Below are 18,025 nucleotides of genomic sequence, written 5' to 3'. Positions count from 1 at the left end.
CCAAGATGTTTACACGGGACACTCCGATGACAGAACAACCTTCCAATCGCTGTTATCCCCAGATTTTTTGATTCCCTTTTCTTAAAGGGAAAATCCGGTGATAAAGGCGAACGCTTCGCTTTTTCAGGTTTTTTCTGTCCTCTCCGTTAATGTGTAAAAAAATTCAACTTATATTAAACCGGTTTGTTAACAGTGACGTGACGTCCGTCTAATTGAACCAAACCTTGCGCGAACCAGGAAACAACTTCAGGGTATAACTGCTGTTCGGCTGCATGGATGGAACGGCTGATTGATTCAGGCGTATCCTCTGGCAGAATTGGAACGGGATGCTGGGCAATAATCGGTCCGGTATCCATGCCTCCGTCCACAAAATGCACGGTCACACCCGTAACTTTCACACCGTATTCCAATGCCTGTCCAATCGCATCCTTACCTGCAAATGCCGGTAGCAAGGACGGATGAATGTTAATCAACCGCCCTGCGTAACGATCCACCACAACGGAAGTCAGCAATCTCATATATCCGGCAAGAACGACCAGGTCGATCTTTTTGGATTCGAGCACTTCCACGATCTCTGACTCATAGGCTTCACGGGAAGCATAATTTTTCGGAGTAAACAGATGACATTCCACGCCTGCGTCCTGTGCCCGCTGCACAACACGTGCAGCCGGTTTATCACACACGAGCAGATCTATGGATGCATCCAGCCCACCGTTTCGTACTGCATCGACCAATGACTGAAAGTTAGACCCTTCACCCGAGGCAAATACAGCTATGCGGTAGTTTGCCATTAAACATCCGCTCCCGTGAAGGTTACTCGCGCATCTCCTTCAGTCACACGGCCAATAATGTACGCTTCTTCACCAGATGCTTTCAGTTGTTGCAGCGCTTCTGTTGCATCTGCTTCATTAACGACCAGTACAAGCCCAACACCCATGTTGAATGTGGTGAACATGTCACGGTTTGAGACAGCTCCCTTTTCTTGTAACAGGTTGAAGATCGGCAGGATCGGCCAAGAACCGTAGTCAATATCCACATTCACGTTGCTTGGCAACATACGTGGGATATTCTCGATGAAGCCACCACCTGTAATGTGTGCCATGCCTTTTACTTTTACCTTTTCCAGCAGGGACAACAGAGGTTTAACATAGATCTTTGTAGGTTCCAGCAGGGAATCACCCAGCTTACCGCCCAGTTCCGCTACTTCATCATGCAGATCAAGTCCCGCTTCTTCCAACAAAAGTCGGCGTACCAGCGAGAATCCGTTACTATGCACACCACTAGAGGCCAATCCAATCACTGTGTCGCCAGATGCGATGGTTGTACCATTGATGATCTTCGCTTTGTCCACAATACCCACCGTGAATCCTGCAATATCGTATTCGCCTTCACTGTACATGCCTGGCATCTCCGCCGTCTCGCCACCGATCAGCGCACATCCAGATTGATGACAGCCTTCAGCGATTCCCGCAACAATAGCTTCGATCTTCTCTGGAATGACTTTGTCACATGCCAGATAGTCAAGGAAGAAGAGTGGTTCTGCACCCTGTACCACAATGTCGTTCACACACATCGCTACCGCGTCGATTCCGATGGTATCGTGACGGTCCATGGCAAATGCAATTTTCAGCTTGGTACCTACGCCATCCGTACCGGATACAAGCACCGGCTCATCGTATTTATCTTTGTTCAAACCGAACAGGGCACCGAATCCACCCAGATCCGTCATCACTTCCGGACGGAAGGTACGCTTCACGTGTTTTTTCATCCGTTCAACCGCTTCATTACCTGCCGCGATATCAACGCCGGCCTTTTTATATGCTTCGGACAAGTGGAATCATCTCCTTTTTTTTCGCCCCACCTAAATCCTCCCGCCCGGGAGGACCCCATAGGACCTTGGCAGGCCCTCTGGACACCCGCCAAAAAAGCGGTGCAGAGGTGGCTGGTGTGATCTTGCTATGGTTGATTCGTGCGTGATCTCGCGGGATTGTTCGCCGATTCCGTTGGCTGCAAGCCATCGGTCGGCGAACCCCGCTCAGCTACGCTGCGGGGCAAGCCCGCTGGGCAGCTGCTTCGCTCGGCTGCCAGGCCCCTGTTGCTCCGCAAAGCGGGGCTTAAGGGCTCGGGCTTGGCCCGGGTGGCAGCTGCTTCGCCTGGCTGCCCTAGCCCCTGTTGCTCCGCAAGGCGGGGCTTAAGGGTTCGGGCTTGGCCCGGGGGCAGCTGGCTTCGCACCGCTACCTGGGCCCCTGTTGCTCCGCAAAGCGGGGCTTGGGGCTAACAGCTGCAGCCGAATTTTTCCTCGCCGCCAAAGTCGAGGCGGGTTGGGTAATCATGATCAAAACATGCGAGGCAAAGCCCGCCCTTGGGATCACCCTGATTATCTCCCTGTATCGATGCAATCAGTCCATCGGGACTGAGGAACTCCAGGGAGTCCGCATTAATTTCACGGCAAATTTCTTCCACCGACAACTGTGAAGCAATTAATTCGCGGCTGTCAGGCGTATCAATACCGTAGAAACACGGGTTTTTGAAAGGTGGTGATGTAATTCGCACATGAACCTCGGTAGCTCCTGCATCACGCAGCATGTTAACGATCCGACGGGAGGTTGTTCCCCGTACGATGGAGTCATCAATCATGACCACACGTTTGCCTTCCACAACGCGACGTACAGCGCTCAGCTTCATCTTCACGCCCTGCTCCCGCAATTCCTGGCTTGGCTGGATAAACGTACGTCCAGTGTATTTGTTCTTGATCATACCCATCTCATAAGGAATGCCTGTCTGTTCAGCGTATCCAATGGCCGCCGAGATGCTGGAATCTGGTACCCCCGTAACCAAGTCCGCATCCACAAACGACTCAATCGCCATCCGGCTTCCCATCCGTTTACGGGCAGCATGCTGGTTCGTACCATTCATATCACTATCCGGACGGGCAAAATAAATATATTCCATCGCGCATAATGCCTTGCGGTGTTTGTGATGATCAAAGCGATCCTCGTGCAGACCATCTGCATCAAGCACAAGCAGTTCACCCGGTTCAATGTCACGGATTAACTCTGCGCCGATTGTTTCCAGTGCACACGTCTCGGATGCAAACAGATACGCATCTCCCAGCTTACCCATCGTCAGCGGACGAAGTCCGTGTGGATCGGAAGCCACAAGCAGCTTGTCATTGGTCATGATCAGAAACGCATAACCACCCACAATGCGCTGGAATGCCTCTTTTGCCGCTTCCACAAGCCCTTTGGAGGATCGTGCAATCAGATGCGCAATAACCTCGGTATCACTTGTTGTTTGGAAAATGGACCCGCTCTGCTCCAGCTCACGCCGAATCGTTGGTGCATTCACAATGTTTCCGTTGGTTGCTACTGCCAGATCACCATCACGGTATTTGAATACCAATGGCTGTGCGTTCGTCAGTTTACTGTCACCACTTGTTGAATAACGGACATGTCCAATGGAAATATCCCCGGTCAACGTCTGCATCAGGTCTTTGGTGAATACTTCCTTCACCAGACCCATGCCGCGATGATAGTTAAACTGGCTGCCATCACTCACACACATGCCTGCACTTTCTTCGCCCCGATGTTGCAGCGCATGCAGTCCATAATAGGAGAGTGAAGCCGCGTCAGGGTGTCTGAACACCCCGAACACGCCACATTCTTCCTTCAATTTGTCGAGTCCTTCCTTGCCGGACCCTTCATTATAATAATCGCCTGTCCACAACGGTCCTGTCGTCAGTTCATGAGACATGGAATCGCATCCTCCCAGACCTGAGCCAAACCTCCTACAGGTTCGCTCACGGCTGATGTTCCGTTCAATTCAATCGTCAGGTTACTTCCTTCTACACGTCCAATCACAGCTACAGGTACACCGCGCTCACGTACAAATGCTTCAAGTTTACCCGCTTGCTCTGGCGTAGCCGACAACAAGATACGGGATTGGCTCTCACTGAACAGGGCGTGATCTGCACGCAGTGCAGTCTCCACATTCACCTGTGCTCCTACGTTACCGCCGATACAAGACTCTGCGAGTGCAACAGCCAAGCCGCCTTCAGACAAGTCATGTGCCGAGCGAACGAGACCGGATTGAATAGCTTCCAGCACCGTGCTGAGCAACGCTTTTTCCGTTTGCAAGTTCAGTTCTGGTGGACGACCTTCCGTCTGACCATGAACCGCATATTGCAGCTCGCTGCCACCCAGTTCAGCTTTTGTCTCACCGAGGAGGATGATAACATCACCTTCGGACTTGAATGCTTGTGTCGTGATATGATCCGTATCATGAACGAGACCTACCATACCGACAACTGGCGTTGGATAGATGGAGCCTTTGGCGTTTTCGTTATACAGACTTACGTTACCACCGATAACCGGCGTATCCAGCACACGACAAGCTTCCGCCATACCGTCTACCGCTTTCTCCATTTGCCAGAAAATATCCGGCTTCTCCGGGTTACCGAAGTTCAAGTTGTCGGTAATCGCCAGCGGCTCAGCACCGGAACATACAATGTTACGCGCTGCTTCACTTACGGCAATCCGTCCACCAACTTCAGGATCAAGATACACATAACGTCCATTACAGTCGGTTGTCATCGCGAGACCTTTGCGTGTGCCACGAATCGTAACTACAGCTGCATCCGAACCCGGACGAACGGCAGTGCTTGTACGCACCATATAGTCATATTGATCATACACCCATTTTTTACTAGCTACTGTTGGTGAAGCCAATACTTGTTTCAACGCTCCGCCGAGATCCGACACTTCGTCGTAACGAAGCGTGTCGATGGAAGCACTTTGCTCGTAGTATGCAGGTACAGAAGAAGGTTTGTCATACACTGGGCATTCGTCAACCAAAGCCGTTACCGGCATATCTCCCACAACTTCGCCGTGGTGGATCAATTTCAGACGTCCATCATCCGTTACTTTACCGACTTTGGCACAGATTACGCCCCAACGTTCAAAGATTTCCATCGCCTGCGCCTCATCCTTCGGCTCAACAACGAACAACATGCGTTCTTGGGACTCGGACAACATCATCTCGTAAGGCGTCATGCCTTCTTCACGCTGTGGCACCTGATCCAGATACAGTTCCAGACCGTTACCCGCTTTACTTGCCATCTCTGCACTTGAACATGTCAGACCCGCAGCACCCATATCCTGAATACCGAGCACGATGCCCGTGTCGATCAATTCCAGACAGGATTCCATGACGAGTTTTTCCATAAACGGGTCACCGACCTGAACCGCTGTCCGTTGGGACTCGGATTCTTCCGTCAGTTCAACCGATGCAAAGGTTGCTCCATGAATACCATCCCGGCCTGTTGGTGGGCCCACATAGTACACCGGGTTACCTACACCTTTAGCTACACCGCGCTGAATCTTGTCATGATCAATCAGACCCACACACATGGCGTTAACCAGTGGATTACCTTCGTAGCTCTCATCAAACATCACTTCGCCTGCAACCGTAGGAATACCGATACAGTTACCGTATCCAGCAATACCCGCTACAACATGTTCGAACAAATATTTAACGCGATCGCTCTCCAGCTTGCCGAAACGAAGGGAGTTCAGCAAGGCTACCGGTCTTGCGCCCATGGAGAAAATATCACGGATAATGCCGCCCACACCTGTTGCCGCACCTTGATAAGGCTCAACCGCGGAAGGATGGTTATGGCTTTCAATTTTGAATACAACGGCCTGGTTATCACCGATATCCACGATACCGGCACCTTCACCAGGTCCCATCAGGACACGTGGTCCAGTGGTTGGGAAACGGCGCAGCAATGGCTTGGAGTTTTTATAAGCACAATGCTCGGACCACATTACACTGAACACACCAATTTCCGTGTAGTTTGGCTTGCGCCCCATGAACTCACAGATCAGCTCATACTCGCTGTCAGATACGCCCATTTGTGCGTAAAGTTTATGTTCTGCGACCTGTTCTGCTGTTGGTTCCTTAGCGGATAGCTGCTGCGTCATGCCGATCCCTCCATGCTTTCAAAATAGATGTAAACATACGTTTGCCGTCTTCCGAACCAAACAGTGAGTCCACTGCACGCTCTGGATGCGGCATCATGCCGACCACGTTTCCAGCCTCGTTACAGACTCCTGCAATATCACCCAGAGAACCGTTCGGGTTGGTCCCGTACGTAAATACGATCTGGTTGTTCGCTTGCAGACTCGCGAGCGTCTCCTCGTCGCAATAATAGTTTCCTTCACCGTGAGCAATCGGGATGATAATCTCTTCGCCCGGTGCATAGTCACGTGTAAATGGTGTATCTGCGTTTGCCACTTTCAATACCGTATCGTGACAACGGAATTTCAGGGAAGTGTTACGGATCAATGCGCCTGGAAGCAATCCCGCTTCCGTCAAGATCTGGAATCCGTTGCAAATACCCAAAATATATTTACCTTGTTCAGCAGCTTTCGCTACCTCGTTCATTACCGGTGCAAAGCGGGAAATCGCTCCGCAACGCAAGTAGTCACCATAAGAGAAACCACCCGGAACTAAAATACAATCATAAGCCGATAGATCTGTAGCCGTGTGCCATACATAATCAACCTCTTGCCCAATGGCATCTTCCACTGCCTTATAACAGTCGATGTCGCAGTTGGAGCCAGGGAACACAAGAACTGCAAATTTCATGAGATTAACCCTCCAATTCGTAGCGGTAATCTTCAACAACGGTGTTGGCCAGCAGCTTTTCACACATGACTTTCAATCGTTTCTCCGCTTCCGCACGATCTGTTGTATCCAGGTTCAATTCCATGACTTTACCGATCCGTACACTTTCCACTTCGTTGAATCCCATGGAATGCAGGGCTCCTTGAACAGCTACGCCTTGCGGGTCGAGTACGCTTTGCTTAATAGTGACATATACGGTTGCTTTGATCATGATCCTTATGTTCCTCCTCAGTAATGAACGGGATAAATGCTTTACGCTGTTAAAAAAGGTGACTTGGGGCGCTTGCTCCGGGGCGGATTGTTCTTCCGGTCGCTTGTTGTCCCCAGGTTTTTTGATTGTTTTGGCCCACTGTGCGGTCAAAACCCGGGGACAAAGGCGAGCGCTATCGCTCCTTTAAGAACAATTCCGCCCCTCCGCTAGTCCATGCGACGTTTCTTAAAGGCCTAAACCTTTTACGTTGCACGGTGGGTAATGGTCTAGCCTGACCATTCCTTCAAAACAGTGAATGGTGAATGGTCTTTAAGTTACTTTAGTAACCTTATTATTTTTATATTTGTAGACTTCCTGTATGTGAAGAGAAGTCTTTGTCTTTAATTGCCTCACCCACCAGTTTTAACACTGGCGGAGGGAAAGATTTGAGCTAGAGAAACGAAGTGCTCGCCTTTGCAACCGGAATGTTTCCTTTTAAAAAAAGGATTCCAATCAAAACATTCCGGGGGCAACAGCGATCGAAAGCCAAACTTTCTCGTAGCCCGCTCAAACGTTAGTCTCCTCAAACGTTATTATTTCGTTAAACGGTTATAAATATCGACGTATCTAGCGGTTGTTGCTTCAACTACCGCTTGTGGGAGTGGATCGGGTTTGCTGTTCTTGTCCCAATCGGTTCCGGCAAGATAGGTGCGCACTGGCTCTTTATCCATGCTGTCGATCTCGATGTCGAGTTCATAATTCTCTTTGGCCCAGAAGCGAGAAGCATCTGGGGTGAAGATTTCGTCAATCAGGATGACCTTGCCATCCACGATGCCAAACTCGAATTTGCAGTCTGCCAGAATGATGCCACGTTGATCACAGTAATCGCGGGCGAATTCATACAGGCGCAAGCTTTTTTCCTGAAGCTCCACTGCGAGTGCGTCTCCCACCAGTTCTTTCATGCGATCCATTGGGATGTCCTCATCGTGACCAACATCGTTTTTGGCTGCCGGTGTGAAAATGGGAACTTCAAGCTTGGCGTTTTTGCGAAGTCCATCAGGCAGTTTAATGCCATTCACTTCACCACTCGTCTCGTATTGTCTCCATCCTCCACCAGTGATGTATCCACGCACGACACATTCAATATCAATGCGTTCTGCTTTGCGGGTTACCATGATGCGGTCTTTGAGCAATTCAGGGTCTGTGATGAGATCACCCAGTTGATTCACATCGGTATGAACGACGTGATTCTCCATCATGTCACCCGTCAGTTCGAACCAGAAGCTGCTGAGTTTATTCAATACGTTTCCTTTCTCGGGAACTGCCGGGTCCAGCACGTAATCAAATGCCGAGATTCGGTCGGTAACCACGATCAGAAAATGTTCACCCAGATCGTACAATTCACGTACTTTTCCTTTATATAACAGAGGTGCTTTAACGAGATCTGCCGCAGTGGACAGTGCCATGGGCTCACCTTCTTTCAGGAGATGTAAAGTATACGTCCAATTCCCCTCTTCACGCGGGGCCACTATGAATGCAGAACAACCTTCCGATCGCTGTTATCCCCAGATTTTTTGATTCCACTTTTGCAAAGTGAAAATCCGGGGATAAAGGCGAGCGCTTTGCTTCTTCAGGTTTTTTCTGCCTTCTCCGTTCCAGCGTGAACACATAATCAACCTATACTTTTAGGGAGTAAAACTTGTTCTAAATTTGATAAAGGCGCAGCGTATGCTTCCGAAGTAGCTTTCTTTCAGAAAGCTTTTAGCTTCGCTTCTTCAGCTTATTTTTGTCCTCTGCGTTCCCTGTAAAACCATCATTCTGCGCTATACGCTATAGCCTTATGGGAGTTATATATTAGTCGTTCAAGCCCAGCTTTTTGAAGATGGTGTCTACGTGCTTAAGGTGCCATGATGGGTTGAATGCATCTGCAATTTCTTCTTCGTTCAGCACTTCTGTGATTTCCGGTGTGGATTTCACGATATCCTGGAACTGGCGTTGTTCTTCCCATGCTTGCATCGCACGTGGTTGAACGGTATCGTACGCTTGCTCGCGGCTGAAGCCTTTGTCGATCAGTTTTGTCATGATGCGACCGGAGAACGGTACCCCGTAGGTGCGCTCCATGTTGCGTTTCATGTTCTCAGGGAAAACCGTCAGGTTCTTCACGATGTTACCAAAACGGTTCAGCATGTAGTTCAGCAGCATCGTTGCATCCGGTAGAATGATACGTTCTACGGAAGAGTGCGAGATGTCGCGTTCATGCCAGAGCGTTACGTTCTCGTATGCCGATACCATGTGTCCGCGAATAACGCGGGACAGACCTGAGATGTTTTCACTACCAATTGGGTTACGTTTGTGCGGCATTGCAGAAGATCCTTTTTGACCTTTAGCAAAAGCTTCTTCCACTTCACGGAATTCACTCTTCTGCAGTGCACGTACCTCTGTAGCAAACTTGTCCAGGGACGTTGCGATCAATGCCAGTGTAGCCATATATTCTGCGTGACGGTCACGTTGCAATGTTTGAGTCGAGATCGGCGCAGGTTTCGTGCCCAGCTTCTCACAGACAAACTCTTCGACAAACGGATCGATGTTCGCGTATGTTCCTACTGCGCCAGAGATTTTGCCGTACTGTACATTGTCTGCCGCATGACGGAAACGCTCCAGGTTCCGTTTCATCTCTTCATGCCACAATGCCATTTTCAGTCCAAATGTCGTTGGCTCCGCATGCACCCCGTGCGTACGTCCCATCATTGGTGTGTGCTGATAAGCCAGTGCTTTTTCACGAAGAATTTCAATGAAGTTCACGATATCCTTTTCCAGAATCTCATTCGCTTGACGCAGTACATAACCCAGAGCCGTATCCACGACATCTGTGGAAGTCAGTCCGTAGTGCACCCATTTCCGTTCCGCACCCAGACTTTCAGATACTGTACGTGTAAATGCGATAACGTCATGACGTGTTTCCTGTTCAATCTCATAGATCCGGTCGATGTCAAAAGATGCGTTCTGACGAAGCAATGCTGCTTCTTCCTTAGGAATTACACCCAGTTCAGCCCACGCCTCACATGCACAAATTTCAACTTCCAGCCACGATTGGAATTTGTTCTCTTCGGTCCAGATGGCTCTCATTTCGGGTCTGCTATAACGTTCAATCATGAATTTGTATTCCTCCAGAGGTTAGTTTGTTCAATCCATTGCAATCCTTCTTCAACATCCTGACAGAGCAGATTCACATGCCCCATCTTCCGTCCTGTTTTTGCTTCAGTTTTACCATATATGTGAAGCTTGGGAATCACACCGAGTTCTATCGCTTCTGCATCAGGTTGCCCTGTTCTGGCGATAATGCCTTCCAGATGTTCTCCAAGCACATTGACCATAACGACCGGACTCAATAACGAAGTGTCCCCAAGTGGTAACCCGCAGATGGCACGGATATGTTGTTCGAACTGAGAAGTCGCACAAGCTTCCATCGTATAGTGACCAGAATTATGCGGTCTTGGTGCCAGCTCATTGACGTACAGTCTTCCATCCGCCGCTACAAACAGTTCCACAGCCAGCAGCCCAACAGCCTTCATCGATTCTGCCACCGCTGCTGCCAGCTTTTGCGCTTCAATCTGGATATCTGCGGCAACTCTAGCCGGTACAATTGAAGCATGCAAAATGTTGTTCACATGAATGTTCTCCGCTGGCGGGAACGTTTTGATCTCCCCATTTGTACTACGCGCTACAACGACCGATATCTCGCATTCAAACTTGATGAATTGTTCCAACACCAGTTCCGCACCAGTAGCCGCAAGTTCTTCGTATGCCGCAACAGCCTGACTTGCTTCCCGGATGACCCGTTGACCTTTGCCATCGTAGCCTCCAGTCACCGTCTTCAGTACACACGGCACTCCAAGTTCGCTAACAGCAGCAAGCATTGTATCCGCACTTGTGATCTCACGATAAGGCGCGACTCTTACTCCAGCAGCTTCGATCGCACGTTTTTCACGCAACCGATGTTGTGTGGTGTACAGTAACGCACTTCCTTGTGGAACGTAAGACTCACGCTCGAGCAGCCCAGCGACTTCTGCATCCACATTTTCGAATTCATACGTAATGACATCGCATTGCCGAGCCAGTTCAAGTGCAGCTTTGGCATCGTCATAACCAGCTTCAATCTGACGAGCAACTTGACCACAAGGTGTATCCGCAGCCGGATCAAGAGTAACGAATCGATAACCCATTGCCGTTCCTGCGAGCGTCATCATACGTCCGAGCTGTCCGCCTCCAAGAATGCCGATGGTTGTCTTCCCCGGCAGCAGGACATTTTTCAGCTCTCCTGCTATACCGGATTGGTTCCCTGTACTATTCATAGTTCTTCACTGCTTTCGAGTACTTCTTGTTTGATGCGCTCTCGGCGAGCTTCAGAGCGACGTTGGACATCTGGGTCAAAAGCACCGATCATTTGAGCTGCCAGCAATCCTGCATTCGTTGCCCCTGCCTTGCCAATCGCCACAGTTGCGACGGGAATACCACCAGGCATCTGAACAATGGACAACAAGGAATCGAGACCGTTCAATGCTTTGGACTGAACCGGAACGCCAATGACCGGAAGCATCGTTTTGGCGGCAACCATACCGGGTAGATGTGCTGCCCCGCCTGCCCCTGCAATGATCACCTTGAATCCTCGATCAATTGCTTGCTCTGCGTATTCAAACATCAAATCCGGTGTACGATGGGCGGAGACCACCTTTTTCTCATACCCAATCTCCAGCTCATCCAGCACCTCGCACGCATGTTTCATCGTTTCCCAATCCGACTTGCTGCCCATAATTACAGCGACTTGCAGTGACATGAATACATCCAACTCCCGTCTGAGCTTTTTTGATTACATCTGACTATTAAGGAACTCTTATTACGTGTGAAATGAAAAAATCCGCTACCCGCGAAAACATCACATTTTCTCCGGACACCGGACTCCAAGAAATACGTATCCCTCATTTGGGCATGCCAAAAGGGGGCTTGCTGTCCGCATCTGGTTGCGTGCGACTCTCAGCCGTATCTCCTCGTAGTCCGGAAATTTACGGTTCCCGGGTAGATACTTCCGGGCCCTATTCCCGGCGTTATACGAGCAAATATCTATCAAACTATCATCGTTCATTTTTGTTATCTCTTATTACATATTTCGTTCCTACTCGACCTTATTCTTACCTGATCGACACATCTAACATTCTAACAATCCCCTACAGCTAATGTCAACTTAAAGACGAACATTTAACATATTGACAAATATAATGTTCGGGAATTGCTTCTTTAGATTCGCTTAGTCATCCATTTCATCCCATAAAAGAAAGCCGGCTCCTCTTCAATCTCTCGAAGACAACCGGCTTCCTGCTTTTTAGTGCGTACACACTTCATCCATTATTATTTTACGACCAGTACTGGAACCTGCGCATGCTGCACCACATTGTGACTGACACTACCCAGAACAAATTCCCGAATTCCACCCAGTCCGCGGCTACCAATAATAATGATATCAGAATCATTTTCTTTGGCAAAATCAAGCAATACTTCCGCAGCCGCTCCTTGAATCAGATCCACATTGGCCGTTACACCCGCAGCCTGAATTCGTTCTTTCGCTTCATCTGTCGTCTGTACTGCCAGATTGTAATAGTCATTATTAAGGGAAGGTGGCAGTGGAGCCAACCCCTCACCGATGAATACACGCGGGAAATCAAAAGCATGAATGACATCCAGCACTGCATTCGGGGACACTTTCGCTAGCTCAATCGCACGATCAAGTGCTTTATTTGAAGCTTTGGAACCATCATAAGCCACTAATATTTTGGAAAATAACATGTGAATCCCGTCCCTTCCTTTATATGTAGAGCACGCGAAGCAAGCTTCGGTCTGACATGTAATAAACTAACAGTTAAATAACAGAACCATGTAACTCCTTAAACGTTCCAGAGCCACAATGAACCATTTATAAGAATGAATTTACATATGAGACCACAGTATGAACGGTTACGCATGTGTTCATTGAATAAAGTAACCGTAGATTACCGCATTCAAGAATAACAACAATGGAATACCAATGGTGAAGCTGGGATGTTTAGTCTTATGCCTTTTCCGATACATTGCGATCCAGACTCCCAAAGCACCGCCTATAAAGGCTAATAAGAATAACGTCCGTTCGGGTGTACGGTCACGACGCTGTTGTGCACGCCTCTTATCATCGGACATCACCAGATAACCAACTACATTAATAAATAAAAACCACAATATAAGTCCGGTTTGCATATAATTCTAGCGATCCCCCTGTCCCGGGACATCTCCCTGTCTCCATTATAGTCCTCATTCGGGACATGTTCAACGCACCGGGTAGGGAACCGGAAATTGGTGTATAAACGCTAACTCACTCTGACCTAGGACTCCTGCTTGGGAATACCGTTCAGACTTGGTACTCTTTTGGCTGCTTTGGCTGGACGAACAGCGATGTTTTCTTCCCGAATGCTATCTTTGTTCTGCTGGTTATGGATCTTTTCGGGTTTGTTATGCGGCATATGGGTATCACCTCCTTGGCTTACGTTGCCTGAAAACGGAGGATCTTATACCGCATCACATGTATGATTAGGGATACGCGCAGCAATCCCTCTCCATAACGTCAGTTATTCGCAACTAGCATTACATGCGTGATGCGATCTGCGCTAACTCAGAGCTTGCTCTACTCTCCCTTTTTCTCCATAGCCGCCTTCAGCAGATCTCCAAGGTTTGACCCAATGGACTCCTGCTTCGCATACTGTTTCACCAGCTTTTGCTGATCGCGTTTGTTCACATGCTGTTTGTCCTTATCCAGCGTTTCTGTAATGCCGCAAGGCAGACATTGTACATATAACCCCGCCTTGCCTTCTTTAATTTCCATCTTTTTGTGGCACTGCGCACAACGACGATTGGACAATCTTTTCTCTGCCGAACGACGATACCCGCAGTCCTCGGTGGGACATACGAGAAACTTGCCGCGCTTGCCTTTCTTCTCCAACAACCGTGCGTTACAGTCCGGGCAATGGCTATTGGACACATTATGCGGCTTATACTCCGCTTTGCTGCCTTTTACCGTAGACACCAACTCTTTTGCCATGGATCGAATACTATCCAGAAACGGTCCCGGTTTCCCTTGCCCACGAGCGATCCGCTCCAGTTCAGCTTCCCAGCGAGCAGTCAGATCCGGTGTACGAAGCTGAGGAGCAGCCAGTTCAATTAACTGTTTTCCTTTGCCAGTCGGGTGCATGCTGTTGCCTTGACGATCTATTGTATCGGAACTGACAAGCTTCTCGATAATATCCGCACGTGTAGCCGGAGTGCCGAGTCCATACTTTTCCATCTGGGAAAGCAAAGCAGCTTCGGTATACCGTTTGGGCGGCATCGTCCGTCCACTTTTAATATGGCAACGCTGAACCGTCACGGACTGTCCTTGCTGTACATCTGGCAAAAGCGCACGCTCATGGTCTGCTGCATCGTCAGCCCGGTCATCGTCATCATCGCTGTAATCACCGCCGTATACTTCACGCCATCCACTTTCTTTCACCGTTGTTCCTTTGACATGGAAGGAGTCATTCCCCACCTGAACCGTGATCGCAACCGAATCGTACTTCGCTGCCGGATAGAACAGGCTGATAAAACGACGTACGATCAGATCGTACAGTTTGCGTTCCTCTGGATTCAATTGATTCAAAAGCACCGTCTGCTCCGTTGGGATAATCGCATGGTGATCCGTAACTTTGCTGTCATCCACAATACGTTTGGTGATATTCAGATTTTTGCGCAGCAAAGGACGTGCCAAAGACGCATAAGGTCCAATGGCTACACTATCCAGCCGTTCTTTCAACGTAGCTGTCATGTCCGAAGTGAGGTATCGACTGTCCGTACGCGGATACGTCACAAGCTTGTGCTGTTCATACAGACGTTGCAGGACATTCGATGTTTGCTTTGCAGAGAAACCATACTTCCGGTTGGCATCCCGTTGTAGTTCCGTCAGATCATATGCCAGTGGATGCGGCTCAACCTTCTCGCTTTTCTTCACTTGGGCAATCGTGCCCTTGCGCCCATCTACCCGTTTCTTCAATTCTTGTGTTTCTTGAGGGTTGAAAATTCGTGAATCTCCTCCAGCTGCCCGCCACACAGCCTGAAAACCTCCCATGTCTGCCGTTAACGTCTCATACTCCTGCGAGCGGAAACCATTAATTTCATTTTCCCTGTCCATAATCATGCCTAATGTCGGGGTTTGTACCCGTCCAGCTGATAACTGCGCATTGAAACGAACGGTTAGTGCACGGGTCACGTTAAGTCCAATCATCCAGTCGGCTTCCGCACGGCAACGTGCAGATTCATAGAGACGATCGAACTGACTACCTGGTTTCAGCGAAGCAAATCCGTCTTTGATCGCCTTATCTGTCTGGGATGAGATCCACAGGCGTTTAAAAGGTTTTTTCCACCCCGCCATCTGCATAATCCAACGGGCCAGCAATTCTCCCTCCCGTGCTGCATCCGTGGCAATGACCAGCTCACCCACATCCTGACGTTTCATCAGCTGCTGCACCGCTTTATATTGATGGTTGGTCTCTTTAAGTACTTTCAATTTCGTACGATCTGGCAGAATGGGCAGGTCCTCCAGATTCCATGTTGCATACTTTTTGTCGTAATCCTCCGGTTCAGCTAATCCAACCAGATGTCCAAGCGCCCAGGTAACGATATATTTTGGACCTTCCATATAACTTTTATGTTTATCACGCGCACCCATAACTCTGGCTATTTCGCGTGCTACAGATGGTTTTTCTGCGAGTACCAATGTCTTCACTTCATATCTCTTCCTCTCTGGTAGAACGTTATGTCTCTTTTATCCCTATCTTTTCATTATATCATTTCACACTAAAGGTATGCTCTGTCATCTCTACTTCCTAATCTGCTCGCATCCTGTAACCTCATGTTTAATCAACATATCAAACATATGTTATATTTCTTTACATTATAATATGTAATAGTTTTTCTGAGTACGTGTAAACAGAAGTATGAATAAGTATTAACACTGTAATGTATTGATGTATACGTTATTTTGGATAAATATAAACATTGTAAGATTATCTGACATAACTATACAATGTGTCAAAGCATAGAAACAGAATCGCTGCTACACACATCAATGAGACACAGAAGGGAGCGTGGATGCATGACTTATCATGGATCTGTATTGAAAAAAAGTGGGGCTTTGTTACTGGCGGGAGCTGTTGTTGCCACAACTTGGGGAGGAACGGTTCCTTCGGCATCAGCCGCAACGGCAACGCCTACGAGTAAAACAACAGTAGCTGCGGTATCCAAAGGAAAAGCGCCTGTTACTCCGGCCGCATTTGTTCAGGCCATGGAAGAAGCGGCTACACTTGCAGGTGTTCCTTTTACCATGGACAAACTCTCCGGCACAACCGTACAACGTAAAGATGCTGCGATCGCCTTGCAACAATGGCTCGAACTTGATTCGACTTCCGAATCATTCAAGGATGTCCCGGATGAAGCCACTTTCGCAGGTGCTGTTGGTGCATTGAATACCGCAGGGCTAATGAAAGGTTATACCGATTCCCTCTTCCTTCCAAACGCTGTACTTACCGAGAATGACCTCTCCATACTGAAAGACCGCATTTATAACTACATAAAACCGTTTGTGCTGGAGGAAGCAACCATTATGGATCTCCAGGCCGCAATGACGCAAGGAAAACTGACATCAAAAGAGCTAGTTCAGAAATATCTGGACCGCATTGAGAAATACGATGATCAAGGTGTAAGCATCAACGCCGTATTAACCCTGAACCCGGATGCACTCCAAATTGCGGAGCAATTGGACGAAGAACGTGCAGCTCAAGGTTCTCGTGGACCTCTGCATGGCGTTCCGGTTTTGGTGAAAGACAATTTCGATACCAATGACATGCCAACAACCGCAGGCTGTATCTGTCTGAAAGATTCCGTCCCTGTTCACGATGCTGAACAAGTGAAGAAACTCAAAGCAGCTGGCGCCATTATTTTGGGCAAAACAAACCTGCATGAATTCGCATTTGGCATCACGACATCCAGCTCATTGGGTGGACAAACATTGAACCCTTACGCCCTGGACCACTATCCAGGTGGATCAAGCGGTGGAACAGGTGCAGCCATTGCATCTAACTTTGCCGCAGCCGGTATGGGTACAGACACTGGCGGTTCGATCCGAATCCCTTCCAGCTTCAACAGCCTTGTGGGTATCCGTCCAACCATTGGACTGTCCAGCCGTGAAGGTATTATCCCATTGGCTTTGACACAGGATGTCGGTGGACCTATGGCTCGTACAGTAAGTGATGCTGCAATCATGCTGGATGCTACAGCCGGCTATGATAAAAAGGATGTCGCTACAGCTTATGCGGTTGGAAAAATCCCTTCCAGCTACACTGATTTCTTGGATGTAAACGGGTTGAAAGGTGCACGCATCGGTGTGGCCACAGAACTCATCCCAAGTACCAAAGCTGAAGAAAAAGCCGTTGCTGACGTGATCAACACGGCTGTGGAAGAATTGAAGTCACTGGGTGCTACCGCAGTCCCCATTTCTATCCCGAACTTGACTGAGATCAATAAATACCCAAGTCTCAGCGGATATGAATTCAAGTTCCAACTGAATGACTATCTGGACTCATTGGGCGCAGATGCTCCATATCACAGTCTGTCCGAGATCATCGCTTCCGGAGAGTTCGACAAGTCTCAGGAGCAATCCATGAAAACTCGGGATGCACGCCAAACGTTGGAGACTACAGAGTACAAGGACATCGTCCTGAAACGTACCCAAGTTACACGTGAGTCCCTGCTGAAAGTTATGGCAGATAATAATCTGGATGCCATCATCTATCCTACGTCCACACAAGCCGCTGGTGTTATTGGCGAAGGACAAAACTCTGGGGGTAACAACCGATTGAGTCCTTTCTCCGGCTTCCCGGCGATCACGGTCCCTGCTGGTTTCACAACAGAAGGTCTGCCAGTAGGCATGGAGTTCCTGGGTCGTGCCTTTGATGAGGGTACCTTGATCAAGCTTGCTTACAGCTACGAACAAGGAACTCATCACCGCCAAGCCCCTAAGCTTACGCCGTAAAATATTTA

The 18,025-nt window shown here is 48.8% G+C and carries 15 protein-coding genes and 1 riboswitch; of the genes, 1 reads left to right on the top strand and 14 read right to left on the bottom strand.

From position 1 onward, the window contains the following. Positions 1-173 precede the first annotated feature (173 nt). From purN to MHB43_RS04060, 14 genes are all read right to left on the bottom strand, one after another. A complete protein-coding gene (gene purN / locus MHB43_RS04125) occupies positions 174-791 on the bottom strand; it encodes a phosphoribosylglycinamide formyltransferase (RefSeq protein WP_405131393.1) in 618 nt (205 codons plus the stop codon). After that, positions 791-1,831 carry a phosphoribosylformylglycinamidine cyclo-ligase gene (gene purM / locus MHB43_RS04120; protein ID WP_339181862.1) on the bottom strand — a complete coding sequence of 347 codons (1,041 nt, stop codon included), beginning with the start codon at positions 1,829-1,831 and terminating at the stop codon, positions 791-793. The genes purN and purM overlap by 1 nt, the downstream gene beginning before the upstream one ends. Before the next feature lie 443 nt (positions 1,832-2,274). Further along, entirely contained in the window at positions 2,275-3,753 is a 1,479-nt protein-coding gene (gene purF / locus MHB43_RS04115; protein WP_339181860.1) for an amidophosphoribosyltransferase, read from the bottom strand. Then, the gene (gene purL / locus MHB43_RS04110; protein ID WP_405131392.1) at positions 3,738-5,981 is read right to left on the bottom strand and encodes a phosphoribosylformylglycinamidine synthase subunit PurL; all 2,244 of its coding nucleotides are present in this window, start codon (positions 5,979-5,981) and stop codon (positions 3,738-3,740) included. Before purL ends, purF begins: the two co-directional genes overlap by 16 nt. Continuing rightward, positions 5,959-6,648 carry a phosphoribosylformylglycinamidine synthase subunit PurQ gene (gene purQ, locus MHB43_RS04105; protein ID WP_036606071.1) on the bottom strand — a complete coding sequence of 230 codons (690 nt, stop codon included), beginning with the start codon at positions 6,646-6,648 and terminating at the stop codon, positions 5,959-5,961. The genes purL and purQ overlap by 23 nt, the downstream gene beginning before the upstream one ends. Before the next feature lie 4 nt (positions 6,649-6,652). Beyond that, entirely contained in the window at positions 6,653-6,898 is a 246-nt protein-coding gene (gene purS, locus MHB43_RS04100; protein WP_017690695.1) for a phosphoribosylformylglycinamidine synthase subunit PurS, read from the bottom strand. 572 nt (positions 6,899-7,470) lie between these two features. After that, positions 7,471-8,343 (bottom strand): phosphoribosylaminoimidazolesuccinocarboxamide synthase, encoded by an 873-nt coding sequence (locus MHB43_RS04095; protein ID WP_105405779.1) that lies wholly within the window; start codon positions 8,341-8,343, stop codon positions 7,471-7,473. A 388-nt stretch (positions 8,344-8,731) separates the two neighbouring features. Beyond that, positions 8,732-10,030, bottom strand: a complete 1,299-nt coding sequence (purB, locus tag MHB43_RS04090) for an adenylosuccinate lyase (RefSeq protein ID WP_047840491.1) — start codon at positions 10,028-10,030, stop codon at positions 8,732-8,734. Beyond that, entirely contained in the window at positions 10,027-11,229 is a 1,203-nt protein-coding gene (gene purK, locus MHB43_RS04085; RefSeq protein WP_405131391.1) for a 5-(carboxyamino)imidazole ribonucleotide synthase, read from the bottom strand. Before purK ends, purB begins: the two co-directional genes overlap by 4 nt. Next, positions 11,226-11,711: a 5-(carboxyamino)imidazole ribonucleotide mutase gene (purE, locus tag MHB43_RS04080; protein WP_017690699.1), complete on the bottom strand. Its 486-nt coding sequence runs from the start codon at positions 11,709-11,711 to the stop codon at positions 11,226-11,228. Before purE ends, purK begins: the two co-directional genes overlap by 4 nt. 194 nt (positions 11,712-11,905) lie before the next feature. After that, positions 11,906-12,007, bottom strand: a riboswitch (purine riboswitch). 273 nt (positions 12,008-12,280) lie between these two features. Further along, the gene (locus tag MHB43_RS04075; RefSeq protein ID WP_076215141.1) at positions 12,281-12,715 is read right to left on the bottom strand and encodes a universal stress protein; all 435 of its coding nucleotides are present in this window, start codon (positions 12,713-12,715) and stop codon (positions 12,281-12,283) included. Between the two features lie 180 nt (positions 12,716-12,895). Beyond that, positions 12,896-13,159 carry a DUF1294 domain-containing protein gene (locus tag MHB43_RS04070; RefSeq protein ID WP_017690702.1) on the bottom strand — a complete coding sequence of 88 codons (264 nt, stop codon included), beginning with the start codon at positions 13,157-13,159 and terminating at the stop codon, positions 12,896-12,898. Between the two features lie 125 nt (positions 13,160-13,284). Continuing rightward, the gene (locus MHB43_RS04065) at positions 13,285-13,422 is read right to left on the bottom strand and encodes a hypothetical protein (protein WP_186327993.1); all 138 of its coding nucleotides are present in this window, start codon (positions 13,420-13,422) and stop codon (positions 13,285-13,287) included. Between the two features lie 161 nt (positions 13,423-13,583). Continuing rightward, positions 13,584-15,713, bottom strand: a complete 2,130-nt coding sequence (locus MHB43_RS04060) for a DNA topoisomerase III (protein WP_405131390.1) — start codon at positions 15,711-15,713, stop codon at positions 13,584-13,586. A 369-nt stretch (positions 15,714-16,082) separates the two neighbouring features. Here MHB43_RS04060 and MHB43_RS04055 point away from each other — a divergent pair, with 369 nt between their 5' ends. Next, complete coding sequence (locus MHB43_RS04055; protein ID WP_339181845.1) at positions 16,083-18,017, top strand: amidase family protein; 1,935 nt, start codon at positions 16,083-16,085, stop codon at positions 18,015-18,017. Positions 18,018-18,025: the final 8 nt, after the last annotated feature.

It is taken from the genome of Paenibacillus sp. FSL H8-0317, assembly GCF_045040685.1.
Taxonomy (GTDB): domain Bacteria; phylum Bacillota; class Bacilli; order Paenibacillales; family Paenibacillaceae; genus Paenibacillus.
This window is presented reverse-complemented; position numbering and strand designations above follow the sequence as displayed.